This is a genomic window from Alkalilimnicola ehrlichii MLHE-1 (genome assembly GCF_000014785.1).
Taxonomy (GTDB): Bacteria; Pseudomonadota; Gammaproteobacteria; order Nitrococcales; family Halorhodospiraceae; genus Alkalilimnicola; species Alkalilimnicola ehrlichii.
Genome location: NC_008340.1, coordinates 2,194,155 through 2,206,330, shown reverse-complemented (window position 1 = coordinate 2,206,330; position 12,176 = coordinate 2,194,155). Strand labels below are relative to the sequence as shown.

Annotated in this window: 10 protein-coding genes; 6 read left to right on the top strand and 4 right to left on the bottom strand. The window is 67.0% G+C overall.

The genetic code is table 11. The features are described from left to right. Positions 1-4: 4 nt before the first annotated feature. Positions 5-799: a cytochrome C assembly family protein gene (locus MLG_RS09855; protein ID WP_041718012.1), complete on the bottom strand. Its 795-nt coding sequence runs from the start codon at positions 797-799 to the stop codon at positions 5-7. A 177-nt stretch (positions 800-976) separates the two neighbouring features. Between MLG_RS09855 and ffh the strand changes: the two genes are divergently transcribed. From ffh to MLG_RS09840, 3 genes are all read left to right on the top strand, one after another. Beyond that, complete coding sequence (gene ffh, locus MLG_RS09850; RefSeq protein WP_011629674.1) at positions 977-2,347, top strand: signal recognition particle protein; 1,371 nt, start codon at positions 977-979, stop codon at positions 2,345-2,347. A 104-nt stretch (positions 2,348-2,451) separates the two neighbouring features. Continuing rightward, a complete protein-coding gene (locus tag MLG_RS09845; RefSeq protein ID WP_011629673.1) occupies positions 2,452-4,077 on the top strand; it encodes a methyl-accepting chemotaxis protein in 1,626 nt (541 codons plus the stop codon). Between the two features lie 103 nt (positions 4,078-4,180). Continuing rightward, on the top strand, positions 4,181-5,560 hold the full coding sequence (locus MLG_RS09840) for an SLC13 family permease (RefSeq protein ID WP_156774735.1): 1,380 nt from the start codon (positions 4,181-4,183) through the stop codon (positions 5,558-5,560). 300 nt (positions 5,561-5,860) lie between these two features. Here MLG_RS09840 and MLG_RS09835 read toward each other — a convergent pair whose 3' ends face one another. Further along, positions 5,861-6,466 carry a glutathione S-transferase family protein gene (locus MLG_RS09835; protein ID WP_011629671.1) on the bottom strand — a complete coding sequence of 202 codons (606 nt, stop codon included), beginning with the start codon at positions 6,464-6,466 and terminating at the stop codon, positions 5,861-5,863. Beyond that, a complete protein-coding gene (locus MLG_RS09830) occupies positions 6,463-7,629 on the bottom strand; it encodes an NnrS family protein (protein ID WP_011629670.1) in 1,167 nt (388 codons plus the stop codon). The genes MLG_RS09835 and MLG_RS09830 overlap by 4 nt, the downstream gene beginning before the upstream one ends. Before the next feature lie 137 nt (positions 7,630-7,766). Between MLG_RS09830 and MLG_RS09825 the strand changes: the two genes are divergently transcribed. Then, a complete protein-coding gene (locus tag MLG_RS09825; RefSeq protein ID WP_011629669.1) occupies positions 7,767-8,141 on the top strand; it encodes a putative zinc-binding protein in 375 nt (124 codons plus the stop codon). Between the two features lie 136 nt (positions 8,142-8,277). Continuing rightward, complete coding sequence (locus MLG_RS09820) at positions 8,278-8,658, top strand: DUF2237 family protein (protein ID WP_011629668.1); 381 nt, start codon at positions 8,278-8,280, stop codon at positions 8,656-8,658. 20 nt (positions 8,659-8,678) lie between these two features. Here MLG_RS09820 and MLG_RS09815 read toward each other — a convergent pair whose 3' ends face one another. After that, positions 8,679-9,743: a hypothetical protein gene (locus tag MLG_RS09815; protein ID WP_011629667.1), complete on the bottom strand. Its 1,065-nt coding sequence runs from the start codon at positions 9,741-9,743 to the stop codon at positions 8,679-8,681. A 224-nt stretch (positions 9,744-9,967) separates the two neighbouring features. On the opposite strand from MLG_RS09815, the gene MLG_RS09810 reads away from it, so the two are divergent. Further along, positions 9,968-12,175, top strand: a complete 2,208-nt coding sequence (locus tag MLG_RS09810; RefSeq protein ID WP_011629666.1) for a putative bifunctional diguanylate cyclase/phosphodiesterase — start codon at positions 9,968-9,970, stop codon at positions 12,173-12,175. Position 12,176: the final 1 nt, after the last annotated feature.

The following is a 12,176-nucleotide window of genomic DNA, read 5'->3' as shown; positions in this document are numbered from 1 at the left end:
CAGGTCAGGCGAGTAGCAATTCCAGCACGAATTTGCTGCCGAAATAGGCCAGCATCAGTGCGGCGAAGCCGCCGAGCGTCCAGCGCACGGCGGTCTGGCCCCGCCAGCCCAGCCGCCAGCGGCCCACCAGCAGCGTGCCGAAGACCACCCAGGCGACCACCGAGAGCGTGGTCTTGTGGACCAGGTGCTGGGCCAGCAGGTCATCCACGAACACCAGGCCGGTGAGCAGGCCCACGGAGAGCAGCGCGAAGCCCAGCCAGAGCATCCCGAACAGCTGTTGCTCCATGGTGTTGAGTGCCGGCAGCCGGCGCACGAAGCCCCCCATGCGCCGGTGCCGCAGGCGGTAATCCAGGGCGGCCAGGATCAGCGCCTGAATGGCCGCCAGGGCCAGGGTGCTGTAGCCGAGCATGGAGGTGAGGATGTGCAGGTCGACCCCGGGCTCGCGCGGCACCACCGTGCCGCAGTCGGGGGTGCAGGCCATCAGCACACTGAAGGCGCTGATCGGCAGCAGGATGACACCGAGGTGGCAGACCGGCAGGCGACTGGTGGCCAGCAGCATGCCCACCACCATGAACAGGCTGACCACCGCCAGGGCATTGAAAAAGCCCAGGTTGAGCCCAACCGGTGTCCACACCGCCGACCAGACCACGACCGCGTGCAGCAGCGCCGCCACCGCCGCCAGCCCCAGGGGCAGGCCGCGGCCCGTCACCCGGGCGGTGCCGTGGATCAGGCGTAGGAACAGCAGGCCGCCGGCCAGAAGGTGGAGAGCGGCGGCCAGCATGGCGATAAGCAACAGCATGGTCAGGTTGAAGCGTCTCCGGGCAGCCCCCGGGAAACAGGGGGGCAAACTGGGAATCTGCGCTGATCATCGCATACAAGCTGAAACACGGGAAGTCAGCGAAGGCCGCTAACGATATACTGATGCCAAACTCCGGGTGGGTGGACGCCCACCCCCGGCAACGGGACGAGATGAACCATGTTTGACAACCTCAGTGGACGCCTCTCGGACGCCATGGGCCGCTTGCGCGGCAAAGGGCGTCTGACCGAGGACAACATCAAAGATACCCTGCGCGAAGTGCGCATGGCGCTGCTGGAGGCCGATGTGGCCCTGCCGGTGGTGCGCGAGTTCATCGCCCAGGTGCGCGAGCGCGCCATGGGGGCGGAGGTGATGAAAAGCCTCACCCCCGGACAGGCACTGATCAAGATCGTCAAGGACGAACTGGTCCAGGTCATGGGCGAAGAGAACGACGCCCTGGACCTGGCCGCCAAGCCGCCAGCGGTGGTGCTGCTCGCCGGCTTGCAGGGCTCGGGCAAGACCACCAGCACCGCTAAGCTCGCCCGCTATCTCACCGAGCGGGAGAAGAAAAAGGTGCTGGTGGTCAGTTGCGACATCTACCGCCCGGCGGCCATCGAGCAGCTGCGTACCCTCGCCGACGAGGTGGGCGTGGAGTGGTTCCCCAGCGCCGCCGATCAGGACCCGGAGCGGATCGCCCGGGCGGCGCTGGATCACGCCCGCAAGCAGTTTTTCGACGTCCTGCTGGTGGACACCGCCGGCCGGCTGCATATCGATCAGGACCTCATGGACGAGGTGCAGCGCCTGCACAAGGCCGTGACGCCGGTGGAGACGCTGTTCGTGGTCGACAGCATGACCGGCCAGGACGCGGCCAACACCGCGCGCGCCTTCCACGACGCCCTGCCGCTCACCGGCGTGATCCTGACCAAGACCGATGGCGACGCCCGGGGCGGGGCGGCCCTGTCCATCCGCCACATCACGGGCAAGCCCATCAAGTTCCTGGGGGTGGGGGAGAAGACCACCGCCCTGGAGCCCTTCCACCCCGACCGGGTCGCCTCCCGGATCCTCGGCATGGGCGACGTGCTCTCCCTGGTCGAGGAGGTGGAGCGCAAGGTCGACCGCAGCGAGGCCGAGAAGCTCAGCAAGAAGCTCAAGAAGGGCAAGGGCTTCGACCTTGAGGACTTCAAGTCGCAGATGGAGCAGGTGAACAAGCTGGGGGGCATCGGTGGGCTGATGGACAAGATGCCGGGCATGGGCAACATGTCCGAGCAGGTCAAGGGCCGGATGGACGACAAGCAGGTGCGCCGCCTGGTGGCCATCATCAATTCCATGACCCCGGATGAACGGCGCCGGCCCGATATCATCAACGGCTCCCGCAAGCGCCGCATCGCCCAGGGCTCCGGCACCCAGGTGCAGGAGGTCAACCGCCTGCTCAAGCAGTTCAAACAGATGCAGAAGATGATGAAGCAGATGAAGAAAAAGGGCGGCATGCAGCGGATGATGCGCCAGCTCGGCGGGGGCGGCGGACAGTTGCCGCCGGGCATGGGCTTCTGACACCGGAGGGCACCGTTTGCCGCACCCGCTCAAGTTACCCCGTAAGGCGTCGATGTTAAGAGGGCACGCCATGACTGAAAAGGACCTTACGGGGCAGGTGTCCAATGAATCTTGTCAATCGCTTCAACAACTGGCCAATCTGGGTGCGGCTGCTGCTGGCCATCTGGCTCATGCTGGTGGTCGCCTGGAGTGCGCTCATCGCCTGGTCGGTCTACGAACAGCGCAACACCGCGCTCACCCAGGCGGTCACCTTCAGTGAGACCATGAATGAAATGACCATGGCCGGTCTCACCACGCTGATGATCCTCTGGAAGATGGATGACCGGGACGAGTTCCTGGACCAGATCCTCGCCCTCCACAACATGGAGGACCTGCGCGTGCTGCGCTCCGAGGCCGTCAGCCGGCAGTTCGGCGAGGGGTTGGCGGTGAGCCAGCCGGCCAATGCCGTCGAGGAGCAGGTGCTGGCCAGCGGTGAGGCGCATATCGAGGTGGAGCCGGGGGGTGATCACCTTTACGCGGTCATCCCGAACGTCAACGCGCGGGACTACCTGGGTAAAAACTGCATGGCCTGTCACGCCATGGCCGAGGAGGACGAGGTGTTGGGGGCGGTCAGCATGCGCATCGGCCTGCAGGAGGTGAACCAGGCCGTGTTCCGCTTTGGCACCCTGGTCTTCGGCCTGGCGGTGTTGCTCAGCATCCCCTTGCTGGGCGTGGTCTATCTGTTCATCAAACGCTTCGTCTCCGCGCCGCTCAGCGATATGACCGAGCGGCTGGAGGACATCGCCAGCGGTGACGGGGATCTGACCCGCCGGCTGCCCGACCGGGGCACGGATGAGATCGGCAAGGCCTCGCTGGCCTTCAACCACACCATGGACAAGTTCCACGACCTGGTGAAACGGGTGGTCAACACCGCCAGCCGGCTGACCGATGCCGCAGACCGGGTCTCGTCCGTGACCGTGCAGACCAACCAGGGGGTGGAGTCCCAGCGCGAGCAGATCGAACAGGTGGCGACGGCCATGAATGAGATGACCGCCACCGCCCAGGAGGTGGCCCGCAACGCGCAGGACGCCGCCCAGGCCACCCGCGCCGGTGCCGAGGCCTCGGAGCGGGGCCAGGATGTGGTGGAGCGCACCATCGCCAGCATCGACCGGTTGGCCGAGGAGGTGCAGAAGGCCTCTGAGGTGATCCGCAAGCTGGCAGTGGACAGCGAGCGCATCGGTGAGGTCTCCGACCTGATTCGGGAGATCGCCGAACAGACCAACCTGCTGGCGCTCAACGCCGCCATCGAGGCGGCCCGCGCCGGCGACGCCGGTCGCGGCTTTGCCGTGGTCGCCGACGAGGTCCGCTCGCTGGCCAGCCGGACCCACGAGTCCACCCAGAGCATCCAGGAGATGATCAGCGGCCTGCAGCAGGAGACCCAGACCGCGGTCCAGGTCATGGAGGCCGGTTACGGCCAGGCGCAGCAGACCGTGGGGCAGGCGGGCGATGCCGGCGAGGCTTTGAAGGAGATCGCCTCCTCGGTACAGACCATCAGCAGCTCCAACGAGCAGATCGCCAGTGCGGCTGAGGAGCAGAGCGCGGTGGCCGAGGAGATCAACCGCAATATCACCAGCATCACCGATGTGGCCGAGCAGACGGCCAACGGGTCCCGCGAGACCGCCACTGCTGGCGATGAGCTGGCGAAACTGGCCCGGGAGCTGAAGGGGCTGGTGGGGCAGTTCAAGGTCTGAGGTGAGTCCGCCCGGTCCCGATAATACGCAACAGCCCGAACGCGCGGCCCATCACTGGCGCCGGGTGTTCGGGCTGTTGCTGGGACCTTCGCTCTTCGCACTGATGGTGGGACTGGGGCCGCCCGGGGAGCTCTCGCCCGAGGCCTGGCGGGTCGCCGCGCTGACCTTGTTGATGGCCACCTGGTGGGTCAGTGAAGCGCTGCCGCTGCCCGTCACGGCCCTGTTGCCGGTGGTGGTACTGCCGCTTATGGGGGTCAGCAGCGTGGAGAGTGCCGCGGCCCCCTACGCCAACCCGCTGATCTTTCTCTTCCTCGGTGGCTTTCTGTTGGCCATGGCGATCCAGCGCTGGAATCTGCACCGGCGTATCGCGATCACCATCCTGAGCCTTGCCGGCCGGCGGCCGGACCTGCTGATCGGGGGCTTCATGGTCGCCACGGCGGGCCTCAGTATGTGGGTCAGCAACACCGCCACCGCTGCCATGATGCTGCCGATCGGACTGTCGGTGATTGCCCTGCTGGAGGACAGAGGGGGGCGGATCGAGCGGGATTTCGTCCTCGGCCTGCTCATCGGTATCGCTTTTGCCGCGAACATCGGCGGTATGGGCACCCTTATTGGGACGCCGCCCAATGCGCTGCTGGCCGGGTTCCTGGCCGATCGCCAGGGCGTGGTGATCGGCTTCGCCCAGTGGATGTTGTTGGGCGTCCCGCTGGCGCTGACCCTGCTGCTGATCACCTGGTGGCTGTTGACCCACAAGGTCTACCGCGTGGAGCGCCAGACCATGGAGGGGATCACGGAGCTGATCGCCACCCAGCGGAAATCACTGGGGCGGATCGGCCGGGGCGAGCGCCGGGTCGCGATCATCTTCGCGCTCACCGCCTTGGCCTGGGTCAGTCGGCCCTTGTTGCAGCAGGTCTGGCCGTGGGGGGTGCTGAGTGATGCCGGTATCGCCCTGACCGCGGGGGTGGCGCTTTTTCTGGTCCCGGTGGACTGGCGCCGCCAGCAGTTCCTGCTGGACTGGGCCTCGACCCGCGAGCTGCCTTGGGGAGTGCTGGTGCTGGTCGGCGGTGGTTTGAGCCTGGGGGTGGCGATCGAGGAAAGCGGCCTGTCCAGCGCCATCGCGCTGTTGCTCACTGACCTGGCGGGGTGGCCGGTCTGGTCGTTGATTGCGGTAATCGCCGCACTGACCATGCTGCTTAGCCACGTGACCAGTAACACCGCCACTGCGGCGACGCTGCTGCCGTTGATGGTCTCCCTGGCCTTGATGCTGGAGCTCGACCCGCTGCTGCTGGCGGTGCCGGTGGCGCTGGCGGCCTCCTGTGCCTTCATGCTCCCTGTGGCCACGCCCCCGAATGCCATTATCTTTGGCAGCGAACGGCTTCGGGTTACGGATATGCTCTATGCTGGGGCGTGGGTTACCGCGGCGGCCCTGCCATTACTGGTGCTGGTGAGCACCCTGCTGGTAATCCCACTTTTGGGTGATTAGAAATAGTCATAATGGGTGAGGAATAGTAATAAAATCATAGACTAGAAAGTCTCAAGGATGCGAATGAATTGATGCAGGTCAATTTATAGATGACCGAATAGGCGTAGCTTACGTAACCAGACAGGGAGGTCGACCGTCACAAGGATGTGACGGGATATAACTTCAGCATGATGCAGCAAGAAGCGCAGCAAGGATGCCTCGGCCGCGCCACTGGAAGGTACGGTCCGGAGAGCCGGAAGGCCGCCAATGCCCCCACCCGATGGCGCCATCGGGTGGGGTGCTTTCTTTCCCCACGCCCCTTCAAGGGAAACGGGTCCGGAGGAAACTGCTCCGATTGCTCATCTCGTCGTGCCAGCGCGCCAGCGCCGGGTGACGGTCCTGCCAAGCCACCTCGGGCAATCGGAACAGCAGGTAATCCAGTGCCACCGCCACCACGATTCCCCCCAGAGTGACCGTGTTCGTGCCGGGTTGATCCATCCCGTGGTCCGCCAGCGCGGCCAGGGTGCGATCGATCGCACGCAGCCGTCGCTGCCCCAATACGCTCTCATCGGCTGCTGCCCCCTGGTGTTTGCGGGCGATCACGGTCTGAAAAGCCGCCTCCATCAGGCCCTGACCCCAGCCCGTCTGCTGCAGGGTCTCGCTGCGCCCTGCCTGCGGCACAAGGTCCGGCCCAGGGCCCACCGCATCCAGGTGATGGACGATGAGCAGGGACTCGCTCAGGGTGTGGCCCTCATCCGTGACCAGGGCCGGAACCCGGGCGGCGGGGTTGACCGCCAATAGGCGGGGGTCGTCGCTCCACGGGTCGCACCACTGCAGGGTGATCGCCGTCTCCAGGCCCTTTTCCAGGGCCGCGATGCGGACCACGCGGGCGTAGGGGGAGGTGGCATTGAGGTAGAGCTCCATCATCTGTTCTCCGACGGGTGGGTGGGGGAATCGGGTCTTGGGGCGGGCCGCCAGGCCATGCGTACCATCTGGGCCAGCAACAGCCCAAGGGCGAGGCTCCACAGGCCAGCCGCCAACCAGAGGCCGGTGACCGTATCCGCCCAGAGCAGCCGGGCGGCGGCGCTCAGGCTGAGCAGCCCGGAGAGTGGCAGCAGGTACCGGTACTGTTCCGGCCGCCAGCGGTGCCGATGCCCCCAGGTGCGGGTGATCACGGCGCTGGCGAGATGACCCAGCGCGCCGACGGTGACGGCGTGGGTGGCGGTGCCCGGTGTCACTGCGCCCAGCTGCTGGGCGCCCAGCAGGGCGATGCCAACCACCAACCAGGCGTAGCCGATACCCAGGGTGATCAGGTCCGGGCGGTGGCGGCACCGCCAGAGGCGCCAGCGGAGCAGGCGGATGGCGGCCAGGGCCGCCGCCGCCCAAAGCAGCGAGCCGGCCAGTATGCCGGCCGTCGGCAGCGCGAGGGCGATCGCGGCCGCCGCCATCAGGATCAGCAGCGCCGCCTCCAGCCGCGGTTGCACCCGTGCCGTCAGGCGGCCGCCCTGGCGTTCGATGGCACCCGCGACGGCGGGCGCGATGATGCGCCCGCCCACAAAGAGCATCAGTAGGGCGAACAGCAACACCGCCTCCCGCAGCAGCAGCCAGGCCGGCCCCTGCAGGGTTAGCAGCCGCAGCACCGGCGCGGTGAGGGCGGCCAGGCAGATGGTCAGCAGCAGCCAGCCGAAGGCCAGGTTGCGCCACTTCTTGGCCCGGCGGAGCAGGGGAGGGACGATCAGCACGGCCAGCAGGACCACGAACAGGGCGTCCGGTACCAGCGCGATCATCCCGGCGGGCCAAAGTGTCGCCACCCGGCCCAGCAGCCAGAGCCCCGCCAGCGCGGCCAGGATGCCGGCGGAGACCCGGGTGACCAGAAAGCCGGCCACCAGGGCCAGCGCGAAGCCGAACAACACCCCCTGACCGTGACCCAAGGGGCTGGCCAGGCCCGGGGCCCAGGCCGGGTCGCCCAGTAGGCCTTGAACCGACAGGGGCACCGCCACCAGGGCATAGGTCACCGCTGCCGGGAAAAAGAACCGGTCGGCCGGGATGCGGCGGGGGCGTCGGGAGGCGGTGGCATCGTGGGCGTTCATGGTGGGTCAGACGTTACGGCCTCCACCAGAAAGGGGCAATAAAAGGGCATTGTTTCCTTGCCTTCCATCAAGGCAGAACAGCGGGGCGGGCGGCAGGCTGCCCGCCAGGTTCATCCTGCATTGAAGTGCGAGGCCCCATGACAGTATCGAACTCCCGTGGACCGTTGGTCTACGCCTGCTCCGGCTGCTCCAGCGTAGCGCAACTGGCCAACCAACTGGCCTTGCGCCTGCAAACAGCGGGCGTGGCGGAAATGTCCTGTATCGCCGGTGTCGGGGGTGATGTGGCGCCACTGGTCAAACAGGCTCGCTCGGGCCGGCCAATCCTGGCACTGGATGGCTGCCAACTGCAGTGCGTGCGCAACTGCCTGGCGCGGCACGATGTGACCCCCACCTGGCATGAGTTGCTGACCGATTACGGGATCCGGAAGAAGTACCGCCAACCGTGGTCGGAGGAGGCCGCTGAGCGGATCTTCCCGGTGCTGGTAGACCGTTTGCAGGGGAGTGCGGCTTAAGCCCCACCAACGGACCCGGGTAGGCCGCCCTGCAATCCGGGCGGGCTGTGCCGTCGGCGCTTGGGGTACTATTATAGGGCCAGCGCCGGTCCCCGCGGGGGTCGGGGCTATCGGCACTGGCAACCGAGGTCCGTCCATGAGCAGCGACGCCCTGAACGTACTGGGCACGCCCCTGGAGGCGTGCTGTCGGGATCCCATGACCGGCTACTACCGCGACGGCTATTGCCACACCGACGTCTCTGACGAGGGGCTGCATGTGGTGTGTGCGCTGCTGACCGATGACTTTCTGGCCTTCTCCCGGCGCCGCGGTAACGACCTGCAGACCCCCCGGCCGGAGCTGGGCTTTCCGGGGCTGCAGGCGGGCGACCGCTGGTGCCTTTGCGCCGCCCGCTGGGACGAGGCCTGCCATGCGGGGTGTGCCCCGCCGGTGATCCTGGAGGCCACCCACGAGTCCGCGCTGCGAGTGGTCTCGTTAAAGGACCTCAAGGCCCATGCAGTGGGCCGCCCGCCACTCTGAGCCCCCGCAGGCCGCCGTCCTCAGACGGCCAGGTCCACGTGCTGCACGGTGCCGGCGCGGCCGGAGTCACCCACCCATAGCCCGGTGCTCTGAATATGGCCCTGAAGCTGATTGGCACCGCTTCTCAGGTCGAACGGCGTGCTCACGTGGCCCAGATAGATCGCGCCCACGCCCACCTCGCCCAGCGCCAGCAGGTGATCGTTGCCCTCCGCGTCGCGGGTCCAGACCCGGAGGCGGTCATAGACGGCGTCATCGGCGTCGATCCAGCCATTGCGATCGTCGTCGTAGGCGCGCAGCTCGGCAAACCCGTCGCCGGTGAGCGGCCCGAACAGCTCACCGCCGTTATCCACCCGGCCGCTGCCCGAGCGGTCGATGGCCAAAAAGCCACTGCCGGGCTGGAGGAAGGCGATCTGCTGTTCCTGGCCATCGGCATCCAGATCGAACCGGAACCGGGTCTCTGTAAGCTCTGCGGCGTTGCCGTCAAAATTGATGACCAATGGGTCGTGCAACCGCTGCGCGCCCGTCTGCACGCTGAGGCGTGTCTCCTCCATAAGGGCCCGGGACATGTCCAGTTCCACTGCCAGGTCGATGCGTTGGCCATCGGCGGTGTGGATCGTGCCGCTGGCCTGGAACCGCGTGCTCTCCACCTCTACCCGGCGCTCGTGGTACTCATAGGCCACGCCCCAGCCGCTGCGATTAGGGGTGCCCGGCTGCGCCGAGCCGGTCGGCATTGGTACGTCCGCCTCCGGGGTGTCGGGGACCAAGTCGCGCGGGCTGATGACCCGGAGACTGCGGCCGGTGAGGCGCTCCACCAGCAGGCGCAGCAGGTTCATCTTGAGGTCATCCAGCGGGCCGGGTTCGGCATCCGCCGGCGCCAGGGCGCGGGTCGGGCCTGGGGCCGTCGCGCCGGCTCCGGCGCCATTGGGGGCCTCGCCCCGCAGGCCCAGGGCGAGGCCGGGTGGGGCTGCCGGTCGGCCGGGAGGGCCGGCGGGAGGTGGCCCGGCCACCCACTGTTCGCGGACCTCACGTTGCTCAAACGACAAGCGCTGACTGGCCATCTGGATGCTGTACTCGGCGATGTGCATGGCGGGCTCCGGACGCTGAAATGCCACCGGGTGATCGGCTGAATTGCGGCAACCTTTAGCCGCAGGGGCGGAAAATCTTTGCTGGTTTTGCGGTGTTATACTCCGAAGAGACTAGTTCGTTCGTGGGTGTTCTCGCGCTATACCTATAAAAAATAAAGGGCAAAAACCCGGGATGGCCGCCTGAGCCACTCCTCGTCGGCCCCACCCGGGATGCAGCAGCTACCGTGACTGGCGTAAGCGCACAACTCGAGACCCAGCAGGCGATCCAGGACCTGATCGCGCGGCATGCGCCGCTCGACGAGATCCTGGCCGCCATCACCCGGATGATCGAGGAGCACCTGCCAGGGGCCCTCTGTTCGATCATGCTGGCCGATCCGGAAGAGCGCACCCTCAACCTCAGCGGTGGTCACAGCTTCTCCGAGCGCTTCTGTCAGGCCATGCAGGGAATCCCGGTGGGCCCCGGGATCGGCACCTGCGGCAGCGCAGCCCACGAACGGCGCCTGGTGGCCACCGCCGATATCATGGCGGATCGGAGCTGGAACGGGTTTCACGATTTGGCCCGGGACGAGGGGGTGCGCGCCTGTTGGTCCGTGCCAGTGATCGCCCGCAGCGGGGCGCTTCTGGGCACCTTCGCCACCTACTACCGTCAACCGGGCGAGCCGACGGCGCATGATCAGGCACAGATCCAGCGCGCCGCCGGGCTGGTGGCCCTGGCGGTGGAACGCCAGCTCGACCGGCGGGCGCTGCAGGAGGCCGAACAGCGTTACCGCTCGTTGTTCACCGAGCACCCGGATGCGGTGTTCCAAGTGGACCTGGAGGGGCGGCTGCGGGCGGCCAACCGTTCCGCGACCCGACTGATCGGACTGCCGGAGTCCGAGCTGCTCGGACGCCATTACCATGCGTTTGTCTTCAGTGAAGACCGGCGCCGCAGCGATGCGGCCTTCGAGGCCGTATGCCGCGGCAAGGCCCAGCACTACGAGGTGCAGGCCCGGACCGCCAATGGGAGCAAGGTAGAGTTGGAGATCACCAACCTGCCGATCATTGTCGATGACCGGGTGGTCGGTATCTACGGCATCGCCCGTGATGTCACCCTGCGCAAGCAATACGAGGCGCGCCTGGCCTATTACGCCAGCCACGACACCATCACCGGGTTGCCCAACCGCCGCGAGTTTGAGTCGCGGCTGCGCCACGACTTTTATCTGTGTCGCCAGCACAACGATCTGTTGGCCGTGCTCTATATCGACCTGGACGATTTCAAGCCGGTGAATGACAGCCTGGGCCACGCCTTTGGCGACCAGTTGCTGGTCGCCGCCGCCCGCCGCCTGGAGCGGCTGCTCGGGCCCAGTGACACGCTGTCGCGGTTCGGCGGTGATGAGTTCGTCATGCTGTTACCCGGGTTGTCCGGGGAGGCGGAGGCGCTGGCGGTGGCCGATCGTGTGCTCACGCTGTTTAAGCGCTCCCACAGCCTGGGCCGGCACGAGGTGCACATCAGCGCCAGCATTGGCATCGCCCTGAACCACCGGGATGTGAAAAGCCCGGAGGAGATGGTGCAGTTCGCCAACCGGGCGATGCAGCAGGCCAAGCAGCAGGGGCGCAACACCTGGCGCCGCTACGCCGGCGAGTTGGGGACCAGGGCGCAGGGCGAGGACATCAGCCTGCGCCGCGACCTGCAGGAGGCGATCGCCGGTGATCAGCTCATGCTGCACTATCAGCCGGTGGTCGATGCGGCCACGGGGTATCTGCACAGCGTGGAGGCATTGGTGCGCTGGCAACATCCCGAACGCGGGCTGATCCCGCCTGGGGTGTTCATCCCGCTGGCGGAGCAGACCGGTCAGATCATCGATATCGGGCACTGGATCCTGCACCGGGCCTGCCGTGACATGGCCGATCTGAAGGCGCGCACCGGACGCACCCTTCCGGTGGCGGTGAATATCTCGCCGCTGCAGTTCCGGCGTCCGGGGTTTCTGGATAACCTGGCGCAGGTGCTCAGCGAGAGCGGACTGCCCGCCGAGACGCTGGAGCTGGAGCTGACCGAGGGGGTGCTGATGGCCGACACCGAGGCCACCATCGACACCCTGGCGGCGCTGCGCTCGCTGGGCGTCCACGCCGCCATCGACGACTTCGGCACCGGCTTTTCCAGCCTGAGCTACCTGCGTTACTTACCCATCGACAAGGTGAAGCTGGATCGCAGCTTTATCCAGGATGTCACCAACAGCCGCAACACCGCCGCCATCGTCCAGGGGGTTATCACCATGGCCCACCACCTGGAGCTGGCGGTGGTGGCCGAGGGCATCGAGACCGAGGCCCAGCGCCGGGACCTGCAGGATCGCGGCTGCGACCTGCTGCAGGGCTTTTTCTTCGCCCGCCCCATGCCGTTGACGGTGCTTCGCCGGCGTCTGGCAGAGCCCTTCGGCGCCGCGACCGCCCGGTAAC